The organism is Moorena bouillonii PNG (assembly GCF_001942495.1).
Lineage (GTDB): Bacteria > Cyanobacteriota > Cyanobacteriia > Cyanobacteriales > Coleofasciculaceae > Moorena > Moorena bouillonii.
On record NZ_MKZS01000001.1, the window covers coordinates 5,924,687 to 5,947,497 of the forward strand.

The 22,811-nt window shown below is 44.0% G+C and carries 21 protein-coding genes and 1 tRNA gene; 6 read left to right on the forward strand and 16 right to left on the reverse strand.

Going from position 1 to position 22,811, the window contains the following annotated elements:
• The first annotated feature begins 176 nt into the window (after nt 1–176).
• Nucleotides 177–1,673 carry an NADH-quinone oxidoreductase subunit M gene (locus BJP37_RS24000; RefSeq protein WP_075902546.1) on the forward strand — a complete coding sequence of 499 codons (1,497 nt, stop codon included), beginning with the start codon at nt 177–179 and terminating at the stop codon, nt 1,671–1,673.
• Nucleotides 1,674–1,842: 169 nt separating this feature from the next.
• A complete protein-coding gene (locus BJP37_RS24005; RefSeq protein ID WP_075906414.1) occupies nt 1,843–2,988 on the forward strand; it encodes a CO2 hydration protein in 1,146 nt (381 codons plus the stop codon).
• Here the strand turns inward: BJP37_RS24005 and BJP37_RS24010 are convergent.
• From BJP37_RS24010 to psbZ, 5 genes are all read right to left on the reverse strand, one after another.
• Nucleotides 2,985–4,253: a glutamate-5-semialdehyde dehydrogenase gene (locus tag BJP37_RS24010; RefSeq protein WP_075902548.1), complete on the reverse strand. Its 1,269-nt coding sequence runs from the start codon at nt 4,251–4,253 to the stop codon at nt 2,985–2,987. The genes BJP37_RS24005 and BJP37_RS24010 overlap by 4 nt on opposite strands.
• Nucleotides 4,254–4,259: 6 nt before the next feature.
• A complete protein-coding gene (locus BJP37_RS24015) occupies nt 4,260–4,667 on the reverse strand; it encodes a hypothetical protein (protein ID WP_070394764.1) in 408 nt (135 codons plus the stop codon).
• Between the two features lie 245 nt (nt 4,668–4,912).
• Nucleotides 4,913–4,984: transfer RNA gene (locus BJP37_RS24020), tRNA-Gly, on the reverse strand.
• A 112-nt stretch (nt 4,985–5,096) separates the two neighbouring features.
• The gene (ribH, locus tag BJP37_RS24025; protein ID WP_075902549.1) at nt 5,097–5,684 is read right to left on the reverse strand and encodes a 6,7-dimethyl-8-ribityllumazine synthase; all 588 of its coding nucleotides are present in this window, start codon (nt 5,682–5,684) and stop codon (nt 5,097–5,099) included.
• Nucleotides 5,685–5,745: 61 nt separating this feature from the next.
• Entirely contained in the window at nt 5,746–5,934 is a 189-nt protein-coding gene (gene psbZ / locus BJP37_RS24030; RefSeq protein WP_070394766.1) for a photosystem II reaction center protein PsbZ, read from the reverse strand.
• Between the two features lie 420 nt (nt 5,935–6,354).
• Between psbZ and BJP37_RS24035 the strand changes: the two genes are divergently transcribed.
• The gene (locus tag BJP37_RS24035) at nt 6,355–9,336 is read left to right on the forward strand and encodes a CBS domain-containing protein (protein WP_075902551.1); all 2,982 of its coding nucleotides are present in this window, start codon (nt 6,355–6,357) and stop codon (nt 9,334–9,336) included.
• Nucleotides 9,337–9,377: 41 nt separating this feature from the next.
• The gene (locus BJP37_RS24040; RefSeq protein WP_075902553.1) at nt 9,378–10,535 is read left to right on the forward strand and encodes a histidinol-phosphate transaminase; all 1,158 of its coding nucleotides are present in this window, start codon (nt 9,378–9,380) and stop codon (nt 10,533–10,535) included.
• A 141-nt stretch (nt 10,536–10,676) separates the two neighbouring features.
• Here BJP37_RS24040 and BJP37_RS24045 read toward each other — a convergent pair whose 3' ends face one another.
• Nucleotides 10,677–11,888, reverse strand: a complete 1,212-nt coding sequence (locus BJP37_RS24045; protein ID WP_075902555.1) for a site-2 protease family protein — start codon at nt 11,886–11,888, stop codon at nt 10,677–10,679.
• A 68-nt stretch (nt 11,889–11,956) separates the two neighbouring features.
• Nucleotides 11,957–12,328 (reverse strand): hypothetical protein, encoded by a 372-nt coding sequence (locus BJP37_RS24050; RefSeq protein WP_075902557.1) that lies wholly within the window; start codon nt 12,326–12,328, stop codon nt 11,957–11,959.
• Between the two features lie 356 nt (nt 12,329–12,684).
• On the opposite strand from BJP37_RS24050, the gene BJP37_RS24055 reads away from it, so the two are divergent.
• On the forward strand, nt 12,685–13,134 hold the full coding sequence (locus BJP37_RS24055; protein ID WP_075902559.1) for a GNAT family N-acetyltransferase: 450 nt from the start codon (nt 12,685–12,687) through the stop codon (nt 13,132–13,134).
• 289 nt (nt 13,135–13,423) lie between these two features.
• Here the strand turns inward: BJP37_RS24055 and BJP37_RS24060 are convergent, their stop codons facing one another.
• From BJP37_RS24060 to BJP37_RS24090, 9 genes are all read right to left on the reverse strand, one after another.
• Nucleotides 13,424–14,200, reverse strand: coding sequence for a DUF3598 family protein (locus BJP37_RS24060; RefSeq protein WP_075902561.1), 777 nt, complete (start codon nt 14,198–14,200; stop codon nt 13,424–13,426).
• A 3-nt stretch (nt 14,201–14,203) separates the two neighbouring features.
• Complete coding sequence (locus BJP37_RS24065) at nt 14,204–15,274, reverse strand: VOC family protein (protein WP_075902562.1); 1,071 nt, start codon at nt 15,272–15,274, stop codon at nt 14,204–14,206.
• 11 nt (nt 15,275–15,285) lie between these two features.
• On the reverse strand, nt 15,286–15,477 hold the full coding sequence (locus BJP37_RS44705; protein WP_081431307.1) for a DUF3598 family protein: 192 nt from the start codon (nt 15,475–15,477) through the stop codon (nt 15,286–15,288).
• 303 nt (nt 15,478–15,780) lie between these two features.
• Complete coding sequence (locus tag BJP37_RS43895) at nt 15,781–15,915, reverse strand: hypothetical protein (protein ID WP_269087058.1); 135 nt, start codon at nt 15,913–15,915, stop codon at nt 15,781–15,783.
• Nucleotides 15,916–16,284: 369 nt separating this feature from the next.
• Entirely contained in the window at nt 16,285–17,454 is a 1,170-nt protein-coding gene (locus BJP37_RS24075; protein WP_143727766.1) for a hypothetical protein, read from the reverse strand.
• A 958-nt stretch (nt 17,455–18,412) separates the two neighbouring features.
• Entirely contained in the window at nt 18,413–19,300 is an 888-nt protein-coding gene (locus tag BJP37_RS24080; protein WP_075902566.1) for a carbohydrate ABC transporter permease, read from the reverse strand.
• Between the two features lie 30 nt (nt 19,301–19,330).
• Nucleotides 19,331–19,504, reverse strand: a complete 174-nt coding sequence (locus tag BJP37_RS39950) for a hypothetical protein (RefSeq protein ID WP_158069747.1) — start codon at nt 19,502–19,504, stop codon at nt 19,331–19,333.
• Between the two features lie 92 nt (nt 19,505–19,596).
• Nucleotides 19,597–20,619 (reverse strand): carbohydrate ABC transporter permease, encoded by a 1,023-nt coding sequence (locus tag BJP37_RS24085; RefSeq protein WP_075902568.1) that lies wholly within the window; start codon nt 20,617–20,619, stop codon nt 19,597–19,599.
• Between the two features lie 38 nt (nt 20,620–20,657).
• Nucleotides 20,658–21,251, reverse strand: coding sequence for a hypothetical protein (locus BJP37_RS24090; protein ID WP_075902570.1), 594 nt, complete (start codon nt 21,249–21,251; stop codon nt 20,658–20,660).
• 1,262 nt (nt 21,252–22,513) lie between these two features.
• On the opposite strand from BJP37_RS24090, the gene BJP37_RS37290 reads away from it, so the two are divergent.
• On the forward strand, nt 22,514–22,741 hold the full coding sequence (locus BJP37_RS37290; protein WP_143727767.1) for a hypothetical protein: 228 nt from the start codon (nt 22,514–22,516) through the stop codon (nt 22,739–22,741).
• Nucleotides 22,742–22,811 lie beyond the last annotated feature (70 nt).

The window sequence follows — 22,811 nt, forward strand, 5'->3', positions numbered from 1 at the left end:
AACCTTCAACCAAACAACCTTCAACCAAACAACCTTCAACCAAACAACCTTCAACAAACCAACCTTCAACCTTCAACAAACCAACCTTCAACCTTCAACAAACCAACCTTCAACCTTCAACAAACCAACCCCATGACAAGAGTTAGTAAACCAATGATTAGGAGACTGGTCGATTTATGTTGAGTGCCTTGATTTTGGTACCAATACTGAGTGCCGCTATAGTGGGGTTTTGGCCAGGGAATGTCACCGCTAAAGCAGCTCGTCAAGTTGCCTTGGTGGTTACTGGTGGTATTTTCCTCTGGTCAGTAATATTGATGACCATGTTTAACCCCGGTGACGTGAATCTACAATTTCAGGAAAATCTTCCTTGGATTCAGGTGATTGGTTTGACCTATAGTTTAGGGGTAGATGGTCTATCGTTGCCCTTACTAATCCTAAATGGTCTGCTAACCGCAATTGCCCTGTATTGCACAGATTCCAACGTCATTCGCCCTAGGTTGTATTACGCTCTGATGCTGTTGCTAAATGGCGCTGTTGCCGGTGCCTTCCTAGCTCAGGATTTACTGCTGTTTTTTATCTTCTATGAGCTGGAACTGATTCCCCTATATTTGTTGATTGCAATTTGGGGGGGTAAGCGCAGAGGCTATGCTGCAACCAAGTTTCTCCTCTACACAGCCCTTTCCGGAGCCTTGGTTCTAGCGTCATTCCTGGGCTTAGTGTTTTTGAGTGGTTCCTCTAGCTTTAGCTACGCCGAGACCAGGGAGCTGGCATCATTACTACCCGTTGCTCAGCAATTAATTCTCTTAGGAGCGGTTCTAATTGGCTTCGGGATTAAAATTCCCTTTGTGCCATTCCATACCTGGTTGCCAGATGCCCACGTGGAAGCATCAACCCCAGTTTCAATTCTATTAGCTGGTGTGCTCCTGAAATTAGGTACCTATGGTTTGTTGCGGTTTGGCTTAGGTTTGTTTCCGGAACCTTGGACAATTCTGGCACCTTGGTTGGGAATTTGGGCAGCAGTGAGTTCCCTCTACGGAGCGTTCAATGCCATTGTCCAGAAAGACATGAAAAAAATGGTGGCATATAGTTCTGTCGCTCACATGGCATACATTCTGTTAGCTGCTGCTGCTGCCACTAAGCTAGCGTTGGTATCCTCAGTTTTGCATATGATCAGTCACGGTTTAATATCAGCGCTACTGTTTTTATTAGTCGGTATCATTTATAAAAAAACTGGCTCACGGGATATCACTATCCTCAATGGTTTATTAAATCCGGAACGAGGTCTGCCAGTAGTTGGTAGTTTGATGGTGCTTGGTGTAATGGCTAGTGCTGGTATCCCTGGCATGGTGGGATTTATCTCTGAGTTTCTGGTCTACTGGGGTAGTCTCCAGGTATTACCAATCCCAACTATCCTATGCATGCTCAGCACCGGTTTAACGGTTGTTTACTTTTTACAACTAATTGGTGGAGCCTTCTTTGGTCGCCTGGCTACCCATTTAACTGATTTACCGACCGTTAAGTTCACAGAACAATTACCAGGGCTGGTTTTAGCCCTATTGATTGTGGTTCTGGGACTACAGCCAGGATGGTTACTTAATTTAAGTGAACCGATCACAGCAACTTTGGTAACGACACCACCGAATGTAGCTGTGAATGTATCAAGCAATAGTTGAACGTTAACAGGTTGTTCGCGTAGCTTGACCGAAATGTAGAATTTAGAATGTAGAATTTAGAATTTAGAATTTAGAATTTAGAATTCTGCATTCTTCATTCTACATTTTGACAGATAACCTTCAACCTTCAACCTTCAACCTTCAACCTTCAATCTTCAATCTAATTATTATGGTAGTTAGCCAAAAACCCAAACAAAAGCATCCCCTAGAGGAGTATATAAAGCGACTACAAACTGGTAGTGCCCTGCTATCAGATTCCCCAGAAAACCTGATGGAAGTAGTGGGTATACTTCACAGCTACGGCATTGTTTTAGATGCTTACTCCCGCAATCTTATCTACACTGCAGATCATCAATTTTTAGTATTTTTTCCCTTCTTTAAATACTTTAATGGCGAAATTTCATTCTCAAAGCTTTTGCGTCATTGGTGGCACGACCGAATTAACTTTGAGTACGCTGAATACTGTATGCGCTCGATGTTATGGCACGGTGGTGGGGGCTTAGATAGTCATCTCGATACCGATGAATTTGAGCAGCGATGTGCCGAAGCAATTCAGGCAAAGTTTAAGAGCAATCCCTTGATGCTGGGAATGAACAAGCTATTTCCTGAATTCCTGCCCGAACAAGTGCGAATGCTTGCCTATACCAGTGGATTAGGGCAATTCTGGCGGGTGATGAGTGATATATTCATGTCCCTATCTCAGGGCTATGACGAAGGGGAAATTAAGTCGATTCCCCAAGTGGTAGACCATATTAAAGCAGGGTTAGTCGCAGCAGCAAACAAACCGATTACCTATGCCCCTCAGATTGGTGATAAAAGGTATGAGATTATTCCCGAATCGGTTGGTTTGACCTTCCTGTCTGATACAGGAGTACCCTATGTAGAGGCAATTTTTTTCCGGGGAACACCCTTTCTGGGCACAGTATCTCTGAATGCCCAAGCCTACCAGATTTCCCCAGATCAAACCCGATTTACCTATGGCGCATTGTATGCTGACCCATTGCCGATTGGTGGTGCTGGAATTCCACCGACATTGCTGATGCAGGATATGAGGCATTATCTACCCAAGTATCTCAGCGATTTTTATATGCGATCGCATCGGGGTGAAATTGACTTGCGGGTCAGAATATGCCAAACTTTCCAGAAATCTATGTTTTGTGTTACTACAGCTGCGATTTTGGGGCTAGCCCCTCATCCCATGGATACCACAGATCCTGGTGAACTTGACGAAAATCGAGCGTATTTGGAATACTGGATGGATCGATTGATCCCCTCCCGCTTGAGAGCAGCTAATGGTCAAATGACCAACGCCTAAAACTGTCCATTACCCTGAACTACGTGTTTAAGGGTAGTGAGAGTCTCCAGGCTAATCATGCCGCGATAATGTCCTTTTTGGTTAGACATACCTAGAAACACGGAGTCTCCTGGTTGCGGATTCCGTGAAAATCTTGGTGAGGAATTAATGTAAACCGATGCACTATCTACACCTAAGGCAAACTGACGGCTTTCCTGATAAGAATCTGTCACCAGGCAGTCAGCATGACCGCTACTATATTGATTAATCCAAGCAATCCCTGACTCTATAGAATCTACCACTTTCAACGCAATAGTTTTGGTCAAGTAGGCTTGACCCCACTCGGATTCTGCTGCCAAAGTCAATTGTTCAGGAAACTTAGCCACTAGATTGGCATCACCTCTGAGTTCAAAACCGTTTTCCTTCAGGTTATTCAACAGGGTAACTAAGGCAGAGGTTTTCTGATTCTGATTAATCAGAATCTTTTCAATAGCATTGACCGGATCCGGCTGACTGGCGTGGCTATCTAAAACTATATATCTAACCAGATCAACGTCACCATTAGCAGACCAGTAAAGGTAGCAGTTACCCATGGCCGATTGCAAAACCGGTGCCGTTGATTGTTGGATCACCTGCTTGAGTAGGGTTGGTCGTCCGTGGGGAATTACCAAATTCAGATATGGATTTTGAGTGACCAAATCCCGAATCGAAGCTCCCTGTCCAGAGGGCAATAGTTCCAAACATCCCGTTGGCAAACCGACCTCATCCAAAGCATTTTGCAACGCTTGAGCAATCACCTGGTTAGACTGACTGGCTTCGCTACTGCCTTTGAGAATCAGGGAGTTACCAGTTTTGACACAAAAGCCTGCGGCAATTGCACCTAGTTCAGGAAATGCCTCATAAATTAGAGCAATCACTCCCAACGGCATTAGCTGACAGTAGGTCTGAGATTGGTCAGTTTGGTAAGAGGCGTTCATCACCCGCCGGATTGGATCAGATGACTTTCCAATCCTTTCCAGGATTGCGATCGCCATCTGTAGCCTTTCTGGTGTTAGCTTCAGCCAGTCCAAAATTAGATCTGGCACTGCCATGTCCCTACTGGTTTCCAGATCTAGGGTGTTAGCTTCCAAAATATCATCAAAGGAGTTTCGCATTCCTTGAGCCATAGCCTCGATGCCACGAGAGCGCTCTTCTCCCTTGGTGTTTGCCAATGCCCAAGAAGCATGGTGGACACTGGCCATTAAATCATGTAACTTCGAGGCCTTGCTCCCAGAGTCTGTGTTCATTGTTAGTTAACGCCGGTAAGCTAGCCAAACCATCATAGCCGGAAGTACTGCTAGGAGTACTGCCAGTAATGCCCAGACTATGATACCTGGCCCTTTTTGGGAGTGAAGTGCCAAAGGCAACCAGACAATCAGCAGAACTAAGACAATACCCAAGGCTACAGGTAAGTAGCTTTCACCAAGACTACCATGGATTGTATACCAACGATGTCCTGTCCAACGCCAAGCTTTTTTATAGGGGTAGTGGGTGGATAGTTGCTCCATCACATAACCACTTTCGTCTACCACAAAAATTTGCTGACAGCGATTGCAGCCAAGGGCTTCTGTCAGTGTAATTGGCACTAAATGACCCCGACGCCGACAAGGGCAGGGATACTCGGAGTTTAAGTCAATCTTTTGACCCTTTTGAGATTGCACAAGCGTTATTAAAAACCAAAAGACATGTGGTTAGGTTTATCAAAAAACCTGGAATTGGTAGTGCTGCATGATTTAAATATTAGGACACTACAAAGCTAAGCGTGTCCCCATCTATTATATAATCTTATTCTTTAAGGTTATTGATGCACATTGCCACGGTTTGCATCAAGTGGGATAACTGAGCTGAAGACAGGCTAAGCAAGGAGGTCTCTCTCCAGGCTTTACAGGTTTATTTACTATTCGTAAGCGGGTAACGCGATTCGAACGCGCGACATTCACCTTGGCAAGGTGACGCTCTACCACTGAGCTATACCCGCACCTCAACTTATCTCTTTATAGTATGTCAGATAAGCCAAAATTTGTCAACCCCTTCTACTGAGCTTTTAGATTCAAGAAAATTAGGAAAATGTCCCAAAATTAACTCATATGTTAGGAATCAGGGTCAGATTCTGAAGCAATTGTCCAATTTGCCGAGAATGGTAGAGTTTGTTGCCCCAAAGTTCCCTGCTCAGACTCTTCATAGCCTAATATTGAATTTTGACCTCGAAAACTTCGCATCAGGTTAGCCATTTCTATGGCATTCATGGCATAATCCCAACCTTTATTGCTCTTGATTCCCGCCCGTTCTAGAGCTTGCTGCATGGTATCTACAGTTAGAATACCAAAAATAACAGGTACCCCAGTTTGAAAACCGGCAGCAGCAATGCCCTTGGCTACTTCAGCAGCGACATAATCAAAATGGGGAGTTTGACCCCGAATCACTGATCCCAAGCAAATCACTGCATCATAACGACCGCTAAGAGCAGCTTGGCGAGCCATCAATGAAATTTCAAAGCTACCCGGTACCCAAATATAGTCAACTTGAGTACCTTGGGGATTGGGATCAATGCCATGGCGTTTTAAGCAATCTTTACACCCGTCTAAGAGTTTACCTGTCACTAGGTCATTAAAGCGACCAATGATAATCGCAAACCTCAGGGAGGTAGATGATGTTAAATTTCCCTCGAAAACTGCCATGACTATCGCTGTAAAGGTTGGTTAAAGTAATAATTTGGGTCTAGCTGACGGAAATTATAACCTAAACCACCAAAAAGTTGAGGGCACCGACTAAAAGCACTAGAAGCACCCAAACCCCTGAACCAAGCCAAAGCAAACGTTTTGATTGCTCCCAGTTCTGAGGTGTGGCATAAGCTACTGGTACACCGACTACCAAGACAAATGACAATAAGACTAGGGCAGTGAGTAATAGTTGGAATATAATAGTCATTTTCTGTGCTGATACCTTGACGCTAAACTTCTCTTTCTTGATGGCAAGCGGGATTGGGGGAGACCCCCCTTTGGCCGCGCTGCATCACTAAAACTTGTTTAAAACAGGCTAATGCCTAGCTAAGCACTATAGATTTTACCAGATGCTTTTACCTTTTCTGCCAAAATTTGTTGCCATCAATGCAGTTTGAACTCTTCCCTTCAGGTGATGAGTGTGGGGAGTGTGATGAGTGTGGGGAGTGTGGGGAGTGTGGGGAGTGTGGGGAGTGTGGGTAGAGGGACTAAAGGGTTAAAAAAAAGTGTAAACTATTAATAGGTGAATAGCATTAATAAAGGAAATCGGGAAATAGATACAGATGGGGAGATGGCCAGATGAAATTGATGTTTAGCCTTAATTTCCAGAATTGGTAGACTAATCACTATGGATCTGATTTTGTGTCATACCACCGCTGACTTTGATGCCCTAGGAGCAGCTGTAGGACTGACTCGCCTCAAGCCAGGAGCAAAAGCTGTACTAACTGGCGGGACTGATCCGGCTGTAAGAGATTTTTTGGCACTGCATCGGGATGAGTATGCCCTGATCGAGCGCCGCTCTGTACAATTGGCTCAGATTAATTCCGTAATTATCGTAGATACTCAAAAACGCGATCGCTTAGGGAAAGCAGCTGAGTGGTTAGACTTACCACAGTTAAACGCCATTGAAATTTACGACCATCATCCCGTACCCCAAACTGATATCCCGGCTACCTATACACAGATTGAACCTGTGGGAGCAACCACCACGTTAATTGTGGAGCAACTACAGCAATCCCAAATCGAGTTAACTACTGCTGAAGCCACGGTGATGGCATTGGGAATCCATCTCGATACAGGTTCCCTGACCTTTGACCAGACCACACCAAGAGATGGGGCTGCTTTGACCTGGTTAATGGAGCAAGGAGCTAATCTGCGTCAGATAGCTCAGTATGTTGATCCAGGGCTATCTCCTCAATTGGAAAAATTATTTAGGCAATCTCTAGACCTTTTGCAGCGACAAACCCACTTGGGTTACACCATTTCTTGGGTATTCCTAAACACTCCTGGGCATGTGCCTGGCTTATCGAGTTTGGCATCACGCTTACTAGAAGTAACTGAAAGCGATGCCCTGCTTTTGGGGGCTGAGTATAAACGAAAGTCAAAAGTAGAAACCCCACAACCGGCAGATTTACCAATTGCAAGGTTTCAGGTTGAAGGTTATTCACCGTTTCCGGTTGGCGGTTTAACGGTTGAAGGTTCTGAAAATTATTATAACCGGCAAAATTCAAAAAGACAACCTAAGAGCCAAAATAACCTTGAAACTCAAACTCAGACTAACTTTGGCCAAAAGGCCACGCTACGCGAACAACCTTCTAACCTTGGCAAAAAGGCCACGCTACGCGAAGGACCTTTACCCCAAACTAAGGTCACTATAATTGGGCGGACCAGAATTGAGGGGACGGATTTGAACCAGTTGTTGCAACCCCTAGGAGGAGGTGGACATTCCCAAGCCGCTGCGGTTACCTTACGAGACTGTGATGCCCAGACCATCCTAGAGCAGCTGGTCAACCAACTAAAAGACCAAATTCCCCAACCTCTGACGGCTCGGGATTTAATGTCCTCCCCCGTGCGCACCATTCGCCCCAATACCAAGATTAAGGAAGCCCAGAGAATTTTGTTGCGCTATGGTCATTCGGGGCTTTCAGTAGTAGACCAACAAGACCAGCTGGTGGGAATTATCTCCCGACGAGACCTCGATTTAGCCTTGCACCACGGTTTTGGTCATGCCCCAGTCAAGGGCTACATGACGAAGGATGTTAAGACCATTACTCCGGAAACCTCGATGGCAGACATTCAGTCCTTGATGGTGACTTACGATATTGGGCGTTTACCCGTTCTAGAGGATGGGCAACTAATGGGGATTGTGACCCGCACTGATGTATTGCGGCAACTGTTTCAGGAAGATACGAGGTTGAATGAAAAGCCGTTGAAGGTTGACGGGTCAACCCTGAAACCGGCCAACCTGAAACCGGCTAACATCAAACCTCTGTTGGCTTCGAGCTTGTGGGAACTTCTGACCATAGCTGCCGAGAAAGCTCAGCAGCGGGGTTGGCATCTGTACCTAGTTGGGGGAGCTGTCAGAGACTTGTTACTAGCGGATGGGAAAAAAACACTACTCCTAAATGATATAGACTTGGTCGTCGATGGCTTTCACCGCTCAGCGGATGCGATCGCAGGAGTCACCCTGGCCAAGGAACTCCGGAAAATTTACCGTAACGTGCGCTTGGAAGTACATGGGTCTTTTCAAACCGCAGCCTTGCTATGGCATAATGACCCGACATTTGGCTCCCTTTGTGTAGATATTGCCACTGCTCGTACCGAGTTTTATCCTTATCCCGCCGCCAATCCTCAAGTCGAAGCTAGTTCCATTCGTCAAGACCTTTACCGCCGAGACTTTACCATCAACGCCATGGCGGCAAGGCTGACAAAGGTTAATCCCCAATCTCAATTGCCCCTGTTGGACTTTTTTGGGGGTATGTTAGATTTGCGATCGCATAAAATTCGAGTCCTACACGCCAATAGCTTTATTGAAGACCCAACCCGAATCTATCGAGCGGTAAGGTTTGCGGTGCGATTGGGATTTGAAATTGAACCCCAAACCAGGGAATATATCCACTATGCCATTGAAAGTGGGGTATATCAGCGCACCCTAGCCGAAAACACCAAAGTACCAGCACTCCAAACCCGACTCAAAGCAGAACTTAACTATATGTTGCAAGCCCCCTACTGGCAACCAGCATTGCAGTTATTGTCCTCATTGGGAGCGTTGCAGTGTCTTCATCCTACCCTGACCCTAGATAAACCATTATGGTGGCGAGTGCGTTTGGTTGGGCGCTGGCTACAGAGATTTGACCCAAAGCAAACCTTAAGGCACTGGCAGATGCGTTTGGAAGTATTAATTGCTGATCTAGCACCAGACGAACGGGTTAAGGTAGCCAAGAATTTACAGTTGCCCGTAGACAGTGTTGAGCGTCTTGAAAAACTTGAGGGATGGCAAGCTGATATCCTAGAATCTCTAACAACATGCCAGCTCAACAGTCAAATCGTCCACATGTTGCGCGAGTATAAATTACCTACCTTAGTATTGATTGGGGTGTATAGTCCTAGAGCGATCCGACGTAAAATTTGGCAGTATCTCACCACTTGGAGGCATGTTAAACCACCACTGGATGGCAATGATCTCAGAACGTTAGGCTATAAGCCAGGAGCACAGTATCGGGAAATTCTGGATGCACTCTTAGACGCCACCCTAGACAGGGTGATTCAGGATCAGGCTGAGGCTAAAGCATTTCTGGCAATACACTATCCACCTCTTGAGAAAGAATAAGGTAAAAGGTAACAAAGCAAACCGACAACATAGAACAGATAATGCTAGAATTCATCCGGTCAGATCTAGCCGAATTAACGGCCTACACACCTCATCCTGGGGGCGAGGAAGGGAAAACACCAGAATCAACTGTTCCCCTAGATCGCCTGGATACTAATGAATGTCCCTTTGACTTACCAGGAGAGTTAAAGGAAAAATTAGCTTGGAGCTATCAACAGCTGATTCAAGCTAATCGATATCCCGATGGCGGACATGAGGAACTCAAAAATGCGATCGCAGAATACGTTAACGAATCGGCTGCCCTAGAAAAGGTAGTAACAGCAAACCAGATTTCCGTAGGCAACGGTTCCGATGAACTAATTCGTTCTATCTTAATTGCCACCTGCTTAGGAGGAGAAGGCTCGATCCTAATCGCTAATCCCACCTTCTCGATGTATTCTATACTCGCACAGACCTTAGGAATACCAGCAGTGAGTGTAGGGCGTCGGGAAGAAAACTTTGAAATCAAGATCGACGATGCCCAAGCAGCCATTGAACAGACCGTAACAGAAACCTCGACCCAACGACCACCAATACGAGTAGTATTTGTGGTTCATCCTAACTCTCCCACCGCCAACCCCTTGACTCCCCAGGAATTAGAGTGGTTGCGTGGTCTACCAGAGAACATTTTAGTGGTTATTGATGAAGCCTACTTTGAATTCAGCCAAGCATCAGTAGTCCAAGAATTAGCCGAGCATCCCAACTGGGTAATATTGAGGACATTTTCCAAAGCATTTCGTTTAGCTACTCACCGTGTTGGTTATAGCATCGCTCACCCAGAACTAATTGCTGCTCTCGAAAAAATTCGCTTACCCTACAACTTACCCAGCTTTTCCCAAGCTGCTGCCATAGTCGCTCTCAATCATAGACAAACTCTGCTGGCATCAATTCCCGAGATTATCGCTGAGCGAGATAAGTTACTAAAAGCCCTATCAGAACATTCAGCCTTACAGGTTTGGCCAAGTGCTTCTAACTTCATCTACGTGCGTCTAGCACAATCGGGCAACGAGTCTACTAGCAAAGACCTGAATCAGGTAACTCAGGCCATGAAAGATCAAGGCACCCTAATACGTCATACTGGAGGAGGATTGCGGATCACCGTGGGCTCTCCTGAGGAGAATACTCGTACATTGCAACGATTACAAGCAGTTCTCGCCTAATTTACTTATACCCTAATTTACTTATACCAAGTTGCGGTAAAACGTACAACTTTCTCTTCCGCCAATCTCCCTATCTCCCTATCTCCCTATCTCCCTATCTCCCTATCCAACCAATCTACTCTCTTTGAATGCAACTCGGTATCAGGTGTTTGTTAGCGAACGGAGGGTTTTAGCAATTTCTACCAGCTGAAACCCAGGAGGATAAACCCCCTCAGCTTTGATGCGCTCGATAGCAGCCGGTGGGATAGCCAAATTTAGCTTTCTAGCAACAGCTCTAACTATATCACCCCGGTCAATGACACCTGCCACAGTTCCTGCAGGAGAAAGTACGCTCAGACGCTTAATATTAAGCTCCTCTAAGCTGCTAATCACCTCCACCAAAGGTGTTTTCTCCTCCACTTTGGGAATTTCTGATAAAGGGCGCAGTATAGTTTCCAACGTCTCAGTGTCCCAACGACTACGCTCGACAAAATGTAAATCCTCAATTTTCACTAGCCCACGATAGCGTCCATTAGCTGCAGCGTAGTAGGGCATTGGGTTTTGCCTATCGGTTAAGATATACTCATCCGCAAAAGAACGTAAGGTCTGGTTGGCTTCCACTACCCGAAAGTCACGGGTCATGGCATTAGATGCCATCAGCTTAAGTAAGACTTCTTGCAAGGTGGTTAGCTGGTCATAGGCGCTGGCATTGCGAAAAATAAACCAGCCAATCAGAGTTGGCCAAATGAATGCCAAGGTACCCGTCAGCAGAGTCATTCCTAATCCCAGGGATAGGGCTACAAGCCCAAACCCCTTACCCGTTCTGGCAGCCCAACGGACACCTGTAAAGAGATCCCCAGTTAGTTTCCAGACTGCTGCTTTCAACACTTGTCCACCATCTAAAGGTAGACCAGGAATTAGGTTAAATAATGCCAAGACTAGGTTGATTCTAGCTATCTCATTGGCGATGGTATATCCCCAAGCCGAGGTGGGTAATGTCAGAGTTAGCACATAAAACAGACCAAAGAGGATGAAACTTACTAATGGTCCTGCGATCGCTACTTGAAAGGCTTCTGCTGGAGTCTTCGATTCTCGGTCAATGGACGCAATCCCGCCGAATATAAATAGGGTAATCGAATTAACTTTGATACCCTGGGAGAGGGCAGCTAGACTGTGACCTAATTCATGTAAAAGTACAGAACTAAATAACAACAGTGCCATCGCCAATCCAGCTACCCAAGCCAAAATCGACCCTAGGCTAGAGTCGAACTCTCGTGCATTAATCATCGTTACCAATAGCAAGATGAAAAACCACGATGGGTCTAAAAACAGTGGGATTCCGAATAGAGAGCCAACTCGCCAACCTGATAGCATCACATTTTCCTTATCTGAGACCTTCGATACCTGTACTATCCAGGATAAATTAACTCCTCTGTTCTGGGTTATGGCACTGCCACAGGCATCCGCTCACTCAGACGAGTGTTTAGGTCTGCAAGTAGGTCATTGCCACTACGACGAGCTTCCCAAGGACCGGTGTTATATTTATCGATTATCCACTGCCCATTGATAAAATCTTCTGACTCAGCCAGGGTACCAATGTACTGGATTGGAGTCGATGAGCTGGAGATGTATCGCTTGGTAAATTGGATACGCCGTCCGATTACCTCACCACTTAGCTGGGCTTCTCCTAAGTAGCCGTCGTCCAAACTATTGCCAGTGATTGTATTCTTGCTTTGAACCAGAGTCGCTTCAAACCGGGTGGGTACTCCCCTTTGCCAGTAAGTTCCGAGCCAAGTGCCAGTTAAGTCTGCCATGAACACCAAATTTTAGTGAGGAGTTAACTTCCTATTATACTATAATTTTGGTATATGTAGCAAATTATAGATCGGTGGTGAGATTAAGAAGAAACCGAAGCAGAGGGAAGGTGCTGCTCATTGTAACTAGGAGGCTCTTAGATACTAGAGGGGTAGGAGTTAGATCAGGTCGCGATGTACCACAACCCTCGTGAACCTTATAACTGTTGATCGGATGGTTGGCATCCAAGCTAAGTTATTTAATTATAGCCAATTAAGCACTAGACTTTATCTTTTTTGCCCCATTTTCATAATTAACTTATCTGCAAATCGCTATATCATCAAACATATTGTTTATAAATTTAAGAGATATCAAAATGAGCGAAAACATTATTTATAGATCATCCAACATGGAAGACCTCAGCAAAATACTAACGCTAAAGAAAAATTTGTATGAAGAAGGCTATGCTAGTGTACCAGATGCACAGGAAGCTATAGACTTCGTTGCTGATCTGTATAAACAATATTACGAAGAGGGGAATTGCATACATTACTTAGGGCAATCTAACAATGGTGACATAGTCGCTTGTGCTGGAGCTTTCTCTACCAAGATGGTACATATCCCTCACCTGGTCGGTCTAATTAGTGATGTCTACACTATGCCAGAATACAGAGGCCAAGGGTTAGGCACTACATTAGTGCAAAGTTGTCTTGATTGGCTTAAAGAAAGAGTTAATGTTGTCTATATTTATCCCAATCAATCCTCAAGATATATTTTTGATAAATTGGAATTTAAATCTAGTGCCTTAATGTACAGAATATTGTGAATCTATGTACAGGACAAAAATAGCGTTAAAGCTTGTTTTTGGTAAAAAAAAGGGTTTCATAGAAAGTTAATACACATTCAATCAAACCCGATTAAACCAATTAATCTAGTAAGATGCGTTTACCCTGGTATTTTTCCGCTGAAAATCTTGATTTAACCAGGGTTTTTTAGTTTTTAAGGGACGATAATTATAGAGCTTGCTTCAGGACAAAGCCGTAAATTGTGAAGTCTTTAGGCCAAAGTACAGTAATTTTAAAACTCGATTAAGAGCGGATTACCCTATTTTGACATCAAAGATGAAGTTGTTCCAATGTTAGTGCAGCAAAACCACCAGACTCGTCATACTTGACCTTCAATTGTTGCAACTTTGACGGTGTTACCAGCCAATTTGCTGCGAGAGTACAAGGAGTACCAACACTTACTTGATCTGGACAACTGATAGAAACTCCATCAGGTAAAAAGAAGGTGTTATGTCCTTCCCAACCCCAGTTTAATTGAATTGCTACAGGCTCAGAAATCTTTAAATCAGGGGTCATGGTAACAGAGGTTCCTTGCCAATTCCCACTCAGATTTCTCTCGGACACCTGTTCTATTTCTTTAGACCAATACTGACTAGGAAAACCCCTGGCATCTTCACGAATATTCGCTGTTCGGAACAAAGCTCCTTGTTTATCGTAAACAATCCCGACACTATGTCGTAATTCTTCGTACCTAAAAAATAATTCAACACCAAAATACGAATCGGGTTTTAATTGTCTGGTTACCCAAGCAGTATGACCAGATTCAAAGCAAATAGTTCTCATCGAATCAGCTTGTGGGTGAAATATGCCATCAGGTAAATTATTTTCTTGCTGATTATAGTCCCAACTTTCTTCTTTGAAGTTATCTTCAGCGTAGATATAGCGATTTACTTGATGAATTTCAGTTTTCTCTGGATTGCTCTGAAAGCTTCTCAGACTTTGAAATGATTCTTTTACTTCTCCTGAAGGAGAATACCTTGTCCAAATCCCATGCCAATCCCGCAGGTGTGCCGTGAAATTTTTCCAGTTTTGTTCTTTTAATTCCATTTTTTATTCCTCCACTAAAGTCCAAAAATAGCCATCAGGAGCTATAAACGAGAAACTCCTCTCCCCAAACTCGTTCTCATATACCTGGGTTACCTCAGTTGCGGCACTACTACTAACGCGCTGGTGGTATAAATCTATCTCCTGCACTCTAATAGTGTACAAAGAAACCCCTAAGCAACCTGGACGGGAGTGGCTATGCTTGTTGGGCAGATCTGACCCTTCAATCCGCATAATGTGCAAGCGCCCAGAACGCACCTGGGATAAATCCGTAGCTGAGGCACCAGGCGGTATGAAGTCAGTGGTGAACAGATGCTCTCCATTTTCTGGACCCTTTAGTTCGAGGATATGACGGGAAGCTTCACCGTATTGGCTTTCTCTACTATTTACGCCACAAACCAAACCCAGTATCTGTTCGTAAAAGTCCAACTGCTCTTTACCACCTGTTACCACCATTCCTAGGTGAACGAACTCTGAGGCTTTGAAATGAGACTCTGGGTTAACAATTCCAGACAAGGGCATAGTGTAATCATGGCGTTCAAAAATGACTTGCCGTGTCAGGGGCTGGATCAAAACCATTTCATATACACAAGGATTGGCTTGCACAAAAGGCTGGAATGGATCGGGACGATAAATCAAATTTCTCTGGGGTGGAACATAATATACAGGTAAGCCACCAGCGATCGCATCTTCGGCATGATTAGCAACATTAAACACATCCAAAGACAGCATCGCTCCCCAGCGGCTACCCAGCACCTTCCAGGGACTCAAGCCTAATCCTTCATTCAGCGGCTCCTCCCAAACCATCAAGCGGAGCAAACCCCTGTCTTTAAGTTGATTGTGTAGACGATGCGATTGCAAACTGGAATTTACACCATATAACTGATTAGCTTGGGTTGCACTGAGAGTACCAGATTGTCCTACACTAAATCCAAACTGTTGCCAATACTCAATCAGAGCTGCTTCATTCTCTGCTGTTGCACCGATGGCGAGTTCGTATAAACCACTAATGGATGGAGCGTCTTCTTCTACGGTTGGTAATGAATTATCAGCCATGTTACTTTGATGTTTTTCCATCTTTTAAGATGTTATCTCATGAAAGTCATTAGGGAAAAGTGAGAAAATTTTACCTCCTGATTATAGTGACGAATTACCCTTTTTAAAAGACCGGGATTCACCAACCAATCCGTGATTATAAGAGATTCCCTATCATAGGCAGCGGTTTCTGGGAGACTAACAGTCACTCCATTGGAAAAGCTGACTATAGCTAATTCATTTATAGGTTTCCGCCACCATAACTGGAGCCATGAATCAGAAAATTATCCCATATAGCTACAAGTCTTGATTTTGAATCTCTAACTAACATCCGTTTTGCTTTCTCTTTAATTCCTACTTTATGTCCTGATCTAACTCCGTAGGGCTATACCATAGAGAATCTGGGGGTAGTAGTTGGATCTTAACTGACTGATAGCCAGCTCTAGTTTAGTCTATTTTAGCGATCGCATCTACCAGCCTACCCTGTGTCCCATCCACCGCAAATCCATTGCGCACTCCACTGTGTTAATGCGATCGCATCTACCAGCCTACCCTGTGTCCCAGCCACCGCAAATCCATTGCGCACTCCACTGTGTTAATGCGATCGCATCTACAAGCATACGCTCAATCTCATCCACAAAAATCCGTTGCGCAGTCCACTCTGTTTCACCAAAATTCTCCAAGACCGATAATGTCGGTCTAAAATCAGCTGGTGTTACAGTAATAGTAATCCGCGCAGCGCTATAGTAAAGTTGAGATTAATCAATAGAGGGACAGCCGGTCCGAAAATGAACGGGCAAGATGCCCATTCCACCCACCGGGTCAAATAGCTTTAATGGGATGCACCCATAGGGCAGAAGTAGTTTTGGATTCTTGTTTATGCAAGCCTTTTGCCTGACAAGTGCCCAGAAGTAGATGTTTATCGTAATTCCTGCTCTGTGTCTTGATGAAGTTGTTTAACAAAAATGGTATAGAGACATCAAGCATTTTGGGTAACGTTTATTACTGAATTCAACACTTGTGCTCTAAGCTTTTTGGAATGCTAAATAATGCTAAATAGTTAAACAATCTTCAGAGGCTAGCATTCCCAAAGGGGGGATAAAGAGATCAGAATGGAGTTGAACGTCATAAGGGAGGCCATGGTCTTCATTATCTGGCAAGATTGCAGTACGATTTACCAGACTTAAACGGGTATTAACAGTATGGTAATCTTCTGGGGTGAATTTATATAGCGGTTTGCCATATTTAATCAGAAACCAAGCCATCAGACTCAATTGACGGTACATCGTCGCATCATAGCAACGCCCACTTTGCCCCAGACTCCCCCCGTCTCTTTTTGTTTGTGGGTTAACCACTTGGGCAACTTTATAGTTACCTTGCTGGGAAAGGGCAACCCAATCTGCCGCAAAAAGCTGCCACACCGTTTCCATCCCATAAGCGATCGCAAAAGGAATATGCTCGACTAGCATATCCCATCTCAACATTGTTTCACCAGTTAGAGACCAGACGAGCCGATCAAAATGTTTAGCATAGTGGCGACCAAGTTCGTTTTCATGTCGCCAGGGCTCGCGCATCACAAAAAGATAGTGATTATCCCTGAGTGTATTGTTTTGTGCCGTGAGCAGAAATAGACGCTCTTGATCTGGAAAAATAGCTTGGGCATATCCCAAATAGTGAAGTGGTCGATATTGGGTAGCGTTGATATCAACATCAAGCACAAATAGATCTTTGAGTTTCTGCCATTGCTTAACATATTTCAAGTAAGCAAAAGCCATCGAAAAGGCTCTTCCTTTGCCTTTATGTTTGGCAAGATCGACTGCAAAAAGTGAGTGAATGCGCTCTAGGTTAAATAAATCAAGCATAGCTGCTTCGTTGAGAATCACGCAGCCTTTTTCCTTCAGCCCCAAGTGATCCACGACAGCTTGCGCTTGCGGTGAATGTATCACGACAATCCTCTCTGGTGCAATCCCCCAGTTTAGGCAATAGTTCAAAGTTTCGGGAAAAGTATCCTGTTCCCGCTTAGAGCCAAGAGGTAAGAGCAAACCTACGGTTGGCGAACAAAAATAGTCCTCTAGGATTTTATGCTTAACCATAATATCCGCAAGAGTGGGTGTGAAAAAACCACCCAGACAGTCCTGTCGTTTGACAGCAATCACGTTGGTAAAATCATGAACTGTTCTCCTTTGATTAAGATTTTGTGACATACGTGCTTTTTTTGACATAATTTTCAGACTTTGAATGGTATCTTACAGTGTTGAAGCCCGAAAAAAAAATTTTTAACATAATTTTACCTCAACCCTTTACTAGTATTTTCTCACCTAGTTTTACTAACTTTAACTCAATCCCTTAAGCTACAAATAATTTAACCACCAATACTTATGCTGACTTTTGAAATTAGCAAACCAATGACATATATGATAAATAATTATAATTATAATTATCCAGATCAGATAAACATGGGGGAGACTATAACCATAATTTGCTGGCATGGCACTTTTATTTAAGTAAGGTAGCATCACGGCTGTTATCCCATACTTAGGTAGCGATAACACAATGGCAGCCAAATGGATTACCCAAAGGTGAATAATATCAAATAATAAATGCCATCAAAACCATAACTAACCCACGTAATAAATCGATGGATACCAAACGCTTAGTTATGGGTTTGGCTTTTGTGTTAGGAGTAGAATCATCTAAAGTCATGCTTTGCCAGTTTTTCAGGTGTTTTCTAGCATCTTATTAAGCTAAAATATAGCATTTATAAAGAAATAATAAAACCCAATGCTGATTTATAATAACACGAAAAAAATATCGGTTCTCTTTCCTAGTTTTATCTATTGCCTATTCCCTATTGCCTAAAACCCAGAGATTTGTACCTCATGAGTATAATAATTCTATAGCGTTTATCATAGCTATGAGGTACACATTATTTTTCCCTATTGCCTATTGCTAGCATGCCTATTGCCTATTGCTAGCATGCCTATTGCCTATTGCTAGCATGCCTATTGCCTCTTGCCTCTTGCCTCTTGCCTATTGCTAGCATGCCTATTGCCTCTTGCCTCTTGCCTCTTCCCTGCTCCCTGCTCCGAAGTCCCTGCTCCGAAGTCCCTGCTCCCTAAAACCCAGATATTTGTACCTCACAAGTCGTAGAATTGCTATATAATAATTGCTATAAGAGTATCAACCCTTAACTGAACCAGCTAAAATCCCCCGCACAAAGTACCGCTGTAGAACAAAAAACACAATGAGTGGTACAATCATGGTGATAAATGCACCAGAGGTAAGAAGATGCCACTGCTGCCCACGATAACCTACTATATTTGTTAATCGGATCGTTAGCGGGGCAACGTCTGGTGTAGCTCCGAGATAGACTAAAGCAACTAGCAAGTCATTCCATACCCAGAGAAATTGAAACACAGCAAATGATGCGATCGCAGGCATGGATAGAGGCACAATCACCTGGGTAACTATGGTTAGATGAGACGCACCATCCACTGCTGCTGCTTCGATTAACTCCTGAGGCAAACTAGCAATATAATTACGCAATAAATAAATTCCTAAGGGCAAACCATAGCCTGTGTGGGCTAACCAAATACCTAATAATGTACCGGAAAGTCCTAGATATCCGTAGACTCGCAATACCGGAATCAGAGTCATCTGTAACGGGACTACCAGCAAGCCAACTACTACCATAAACAGGACTTGGCGACCAGGAAATTTCATCCAAGCAAACCCATAGGCAGCAAAAGTAGCGATCGCAATCGGAATCACTGTAGCGGGAATCGAGATCGCCAGACTATTGAGAAATGCCTGTCCCATCCCTTCGGAGGTAATCACATCAATATAGTTACCTAAGTGGTATTGGGTGAAATTGAAGGGGTGTTGGAAGACTGACCACCAACCGGTTTTGAGCACATCATCTCGGTAGCGCAGGGAACTAATGAACAAACCAACAGTGGGTAGAGTCCAGATCAACGAGATGATAATCAGGGTCAGATGAATCGGGATTTTCCAGAAAAATTGCTGTAGGTGTTGGGATTTTGCTACAAAGAGCGGTTTTGGTGCCATAGGTGGGTTAAAGTCATCTCTGGAATTAGTCTATTTTTTGCCAAGATAAGCGCTTTGTGCAACCAATCCCACAACAGCAGTCGTTAAACAAGTGGGCAAAACAACTGGGCAAAACAACTGGGCAAAACAACTGGGCAAGATGCGTTCGCGAAGCGGCTCCAAAGGAGCATCGCATCTCCCCAAGCCTGATATAATTTCAACCATAGCTATAACAGTTGCTTAACTCGGTAACGGCATCAGACTCGAATGGTAACTTGAGTAAGAATAGCAGCCATGAGCCTATTCAGTTTTTACCATCAACGGCTGTTCTCCTGCTCTCGAAACCGACGGATATTGCTAATCATAACCGGAATAATAACTAGTAATAAAATAACTGCGATCGCACTACCTCGTCCAAAGTTCCGATAATTGAACATTTCCTTAATCATACGAGACGCAATCACTTCCGTATTTTGATTACCACCGGTCATCACCCAGACAATATCAAAGACTTTCAGCACCGCTATTACTACAGTAGTCACAACCACAGCAATAGTCCCTCGTATCATCGGAATAGTAATTTTCCAGAAGATTTGCCACTCACTAGCTCCATCTATCCGTGCAGCTTCGATAATATCTTTGGGGATACCTTTGATGGCAGCAGAGAGCAAAATCAAGCAAAACCCTGTCTGCAACCAAATCATAATCACAATCAGAGCATAATTATTAATAGAGCGCTCCACTAACCAACCTACAGGCTCAAATCCTAAACTGGTAATAATGCCATTGAGTAAGCCAATTTGTTCTGAGCCAGCTGGACGAAAAGCATAGATAAATCGCCAAATCACGCTAGCCCCCACAAAGGAAATTGCCATTGGCATAAAGATTATAGACTTGGCTACGGTTTCATAGCGTACCCGATCCACCAGCACCGCAATAATTAAACCCAATGCTACACTAAACCCTGTTACCAATACCAACCAAAGCACATTGTTACGAAAAGCGATTAGCATAGTAGGGTTGGTAAAGGCAAAGATGTAATTGTCCAGTCCCACAAAATTTTGCGATCGCTTATCCAAGAAGCTGATATATATAGTATTGAGGGTCGGCAGAATCAGGTAAGCGGTTAGTAATGCTAAAGCAGGGGCTAAGTATACCCAAGCCACAAAATGCGTTCGCGTAGCGTGACCGTTCGCGTAGCGTGGCCTTTTGGCCAAGGTCAATCGCGTTTTATTGGGTAGCTGATTTACCAAGCCATTCATGCCATATAATAAAGCTATCACCCCACCACAGCCTATGACAACGGCGAGAATGAAAGTAACTATTTTGAGCAATACCATCCTTTATTGCCTCATCACTTAATCACCTGATCACCTGATCACTTTATCACCTCATATATATCTCTCACCGAATCCCGTTTATTGCCATGCTCTAAGTTATAAAATTTATAATTTTTCTGCCACCGTTCCAGTTCATAGATAGATATTGATTTAGCGATAAGGTCAGTGCTCCTTGCACGATCAACTACTTGTGGATCCGTTGTAAATACTCCACAATTAATTTGGTTAGTTGATAGCTTCCAATAATCCCTAAATTGCTCTTTCCAATCAATGACTTGATCCACTACCTTATTTCTATGCTTATTTCTTCTAGTTCTTTCGTGCTTTCCTGTCGCTTCAGTATCAATATATTTGGTTTCAATTAAAAATAAACCGTTGTCTTGACTAAGATAAACAAAATCAACTTTTCCTAAATTTGTATAGTCTTGGATTAAGGCTTTTTCAAATAACAGGAGCTTACTACAGTTTGGAAATAATGACTTGATCTTGAAAAATAGATATGCCTGTAAGAGAAGTTCTTTATCATAGGGGAAACCAATAACCCCTACAAAAAAACGTCTGATATCTTCTTCACTTTGTGGCTGTTCACGTTTACAATAGGAAACAAATTTATCAATCTGACTAGTATCCATAGCTTATTTATTCTTTAAACTTGAGCTCAAGGGGTGACAACAAAGCTCAAACCTAGGCAGGTGTTAGGTGGCACGGTTTTAGGTTTTGGGTTTAATGAGCGCGACTCGTGTTGTTGTAATTCCGAGCAGTTGAAGCAATTTTCACCAATCCAACTGCATAGATAGTTTTAATCAACTACTACGCCATGACGATGTTCACGCTTCACCTAACCCCTAAAACCTAACCCCTGTAAGATTTTCAATTAGCTTGTCACCCCGTGAGAAACTTGAGTTTGGGTGCATCTCATTTTTGCTGTTTGACACAGTGGTGCGTTACGGGGCGGACTGTCCAAACCCTGGCTACGAGGCGGAAAATGAGAGCCCCCCTAAAGCACCACTAGCAAGATTTTCAAATATGAGATGCACCCCTTGAGTTTGACCTAAAGGTGAAATCCTAAATTTACGGCGTTGCTCAATTGTGGAAGACCCAAAGGTAATGGGTAATCGGTAATCGGTAACTACTCCAACTAGACTTGAGTACCCAAAGCCTATTCAGCAACGCCAAATTTATAGTAGTTACTGACATCCTACTATATCTTGCCTGCTTACACTCCAAGGGATTGCCGTTACAGCGGAACGAAGCGCAATTGATAATATTTACTCAGAGATTTAATCGTAATTAATAGCTAAACCGCGCTATTTTAACTTTGGCTAAATGGCGACTAATAACTTAAAATAATATACCAGGACTTTTGACGATATGATGATTAGTAAACTTGATTTGATATCAGTGTCTTATAGTTAAAGAGGGAGCAGGTCTTGCTTTGCTTAAACATTAGTACTATTTTCCAGTAGAGCAAGCTTAAACCCATGAGGGGGCTATAGATAATGTACAAATATTCATCCAGGACTAGCTCCCCTGAAGACCTATTATAGCAATTCTACGACTTGTGAGGTACAAATTTATGGTTTTTAGGGACTGAGGCCGTTGGCCACGCGGGGCGCGTTCGGAGCAGGGAGCAGGGAGCAGGGAAGAGGGAAAAGGGAAGAGGGAAAAGGGAAGAGGGAAAAAATAATGTGTACCTCATGAGTCCTAGAAACGCTATACCTATTACCTATTACCTGACGGGGTGACAAACAGCCTTAAAAGCTTTACGGGGTGACCGGGTGTGGGGTGATGGGTGTAGGGGAAGATCAAAAGCTGGCTAAGTTGCGACGGGACGGTTAAATCAGGTATATGACCGATTGTTATTGCACCGGCTCACTCCAAATTCCCTGTCTTGATGCAGTCGCTCATGGGGGAAACCACGCCAGTTGCTCATGGGGGAGACCACGGCAAAGCGCGAGTGGGGGAAACCCCCAAGACCGCGCTGCCTCCCCAAGACCGCACTGGCTCCCCAAGACCGCGCTGCATCGCTGTCAGCCATGCTTTGCGCGAGTGGTTTGTTCGCGTTCGCCTTTGGCGTGGCCTACGGCCAAGCGTCGGCTACGCCGAAGTCACCGTAAGATAGTGGAGCCTTGTCTTGATGCAGTCGCTCATGGGGGAAACCACGCCAGTTGCTCATGGGGGAGACCACGGCA

Coding starts and splice junctions, on each gene's coding strand:
- BJP37_RS24010 (WP_075902548.1), bottom strand. CDS start 4,253: ATGAACACAGACTCTGGGAGCAAGGCCTCGAAGTTACATGATTTAATG.
- BJP37_RS39950 (WP_158069747.1), bottom strand. CDS start 19,504: ATGGTTGAAATTATATCAGGCTTGGGGAGATGCGATGCTCCTTTGGAG.
- BJP37_RS24090 (WP_075902570.1), bottom strand. CDS start 21,251: ATGGATACTAGTCAGATTGATAAATTTGTTTCCTATTGTAAACGTGAA.
- BJP37_RS24050 (WP_075902557.1), bottom strand. CDS start 12,328: ATGGCAGACTTAACTGGCACTTGGCTCGGAACTTACTGGCAAAGGGGA.
- BJP37_RS24080 (WP_075902566.1), bottom strand. CDS start 19,300: ATGGCACCAAAACCGCTCTTTGTAGCAAAATCCCAACACCTACAGCAA.
- BJP37_RS24035 (WP_075902551.1), top strand. CDS start 6,355: ATGGATCTGATTTTGTGTCATACCACCGCTGACTTTGATGCCCTAGGA.
- BJP37_RS24005 (WP_075906414.1), top strand. CDS start 1,843: ATGGTAGTTAGCCAAAAACCCAAACAAAAGCATCCCCTAGAGGAGTAT.
- BJP37_RS24000 (WP_075902546.1), top strand. CDS start 177: ATGTTGAGTGCCTTGATTTTGGTACCAATACTGAGTGCCGCTATAGTG.
- BJP37_RS24075 (WP_143727766.1), bottom strand. CDS start 17,454: ATGTCAAAAAAAGCACGTATGTCACAAAATCTTAATCAAAGGAGAACA.
- BJP37_RS24085 (WP_075902568.1), bottom strand. CDS start 20,619: ATGGTATTGCTCAAAATAGTTACTTTCATTCTCGCCGTTGTCATAGGC.
- psbZ (WP_070394766.1), bottom strand. CDS start 5,934: ATGACTATTATATTCCAACTATTACTCACTGCCCTAGTCTTATTGTCA.
- ribH (WP_075902549.1), bottom strand. CDS start 5,684: ATGGCAGTTTTCGAGGGAAATTTAACATCATCTACCTCCCTGAGGTTT.
- BJP37_RS37290 (WP_143727767.1), top strand. CDS start 22,514: ATGCAGTCGCTCATGGGGGAAACCACGCCAGTTGCTCATGGGGGAGAC.
- BJP37_RS24065 (WP_075902562.1), bottom strand. CDS start 15,274: ATGGAAAAACATCAAAGTAACATGGCTGATAATTCATTACCAACCGTA.
- BJP37_RS24055 (WP_075902559.1), top strand. CDS start 12,685: ATGAGCGAAAACATTATTTATAGATCATCCAACATGGAAGACCTCAGC.
- BJP37_RS24060 (WP_075902561.1), bottom strand. CDS start 14,200: ATGGAATTAAAAGAACAAAACTGGAAAAATTTCACGGCACACCTGCGG.
- BJP37_RS24045 (WP_075902555.1), bottom strand. CDS start 11,888: ATGCTATCAGGTTGGCGAGTTGGCTCTCTATTCGGAATCCCACTGTTT.
- BJP37_RS24040 (WP_075902553.1), top strand. CDS start 9,378: ATGCTAGAATTCATCCGGTCAGATCTAGCCGAATTAACGGCCTACACA.